We start from the raw sequence: 1,703 nt of genomic DNA, 5'->3' as shown, positions 1-1,703 counted from the left end.
AGGTCATGGGACAATGTTTTTTCCTCCCTGTTTGCTACATATCAAAGAATAATAAATGAAGCTCCTTGACCTGACTAATTTTTATGGAAAGCAGAGTGGCGGGGTAAGGACATATCTTGATAAAAAGATAGAATATATTGGAGGAAGGGATGATATTGAGCATATTCTTATCATTCCAGGGGAGAAGGATGAAATTGTTTATAGGGAGAAAACAAAGATTTACAGGTTAAAGGGATTAAGGGTTCCTTTTTATCCCTCATATAGATTGGTTATTAACATCAAAAATATAAAAAGGGTGATAGAGGAGGAAAATCCTGATTTGGTGGAGCTTGGCGATCCATATACTATGGCTTTTGCCCTTTTTGCTACCAAAAGAAGACCAATTATTGGCTTTTATCATTCAGATATACCTGGTTATTTTAAGAGATATTTCCATTTCAGGATAGCAGAAGAGGTGGGTTTAAGATATGTTAGATGGATTTATAATCAATGCGACCTGGTTCTAGCCCCATCAAACCAGACAAAGACAAAACTTGAAGTCAATGGCATCAAAAATATAAAAGAGGTATCCTTTGGCGTTTCTAATACAATTTTTTCACCAGAAAAAAGGGAGGAAGGCTTTAGGGAAAGGTATGGTATTAAGGATGAAAAAATAATCCTCCTTTATGTAGGTAGATTGGCTAAAGAAAAACACCTTCATATCCTTATATCAGCCTTTAAGGTGGTAAAAGATAAATATCATCTTTTAGTTGTAGGAGATGGTCCTTATAAAAAGGATATGGAGAAGGCTTTAAAAGGAAAAACGGATGTTAGCTTTCTTGGATATACAAGAGACCAGGTCGCATTAGCCAAAATCTATGCATCATCTGATATCTTTGTTACACCTTCACCAACAGAGACATTTGGCATAACTACCCTGGAGGCATTATCCTCTGGTCTGCCAGTAGTAGGGGTTAATCAAGGTGGCTTGAAGGATATTATCACCTCTGATGTAGGGCTTCTGGCAGAGGTAGATGATATTTTGGATTTTGCGGCAAAGATTGACTATTTAGGTGATAATGACCCGAAGAAGATGGCAGAAAATGCTGTTAAAAAGGCAAAAGAATATTCCTGGGAAGCCACATTTAACAATCTTTTTGACATCTATACAAAAATAAAGTAGGCACAGGATATTTGAAACCAATTTTGTTTGGGTATATAATATCTTTATGTATTCAGCTTTAGCTTTTAAGAATAATGGGCTATAAAAGAAAGAAATCCGAAATCTTAAAACAAATTCAAATGACTAAAATTAAAAACAAAAAATGTTGTAACTATTCAGTATATCGTATTTTATATGTTTGGCTGTTTTAAAATTCATCCATTCTATAATAAATCCCAAATCCCAAGTTCAAATGTCAAAAAAATGTCCAATTTCCAATGTCCAATATCATTTCAAATTATTGGGATTTGGACATTGGGATTTCATTTGTCATTGGGATTTGGACATTGGGATTTTTATTCTTTGGCTTCATTATTTTCCTTAACATTATCTAAACATATACATTCCTTATTTCCCTATAGGGTGAATAGTTACAAGGATGGAAGAAATTTTATCTTCTCGGTATGGTTATCGTTTGTATAAGTATGAGTTAGATGAGAAGAATAAAAGCTTCAAATATTTCAGGAATGAAGAGGCGATAAGACTAGAGAATGAATTAGAT

Annotated in this window: 1 protein-coding gene; it reads left to right on the top strand. The window is 33.9% G+C overall.

Going from position 1 to position 1,703, the window contains the following annotated elements; genetic code table 11:
- Window positions 1-55 precede the first annotated feature (55 nt).
- Entirely contained in the window at window positions 56-1,162 is a 1,107-nt protein-coding gene (locus AB1630_13005) for a glycosyltransferase family 1 protein (GenBank protein MEW6104705.1), read from the top strand.
- Window positions 1,163-1,703 lie beyond the last annotated feature (541 nt).

The organism is bacterium (assembly GCA_040753555.1).
Lineage (GTDB): Bacteria > UBA9089 > UBA9088 > UBA9088 > UBA9088 > JBFLYE01.
This window is presented reverse-complemented; position numbering and strand designations above follow the sequence as displayed.

What these genes read in the sequence shown, in the direction of transcription:
- AB1630_13005 (MEW6104705.1), top strand. Translation starts at nt 56, where the DNA reads ATGAAGCTCCTTGACCTGACTAATTTTTATGGAAAGCAGAGTGGCGGG.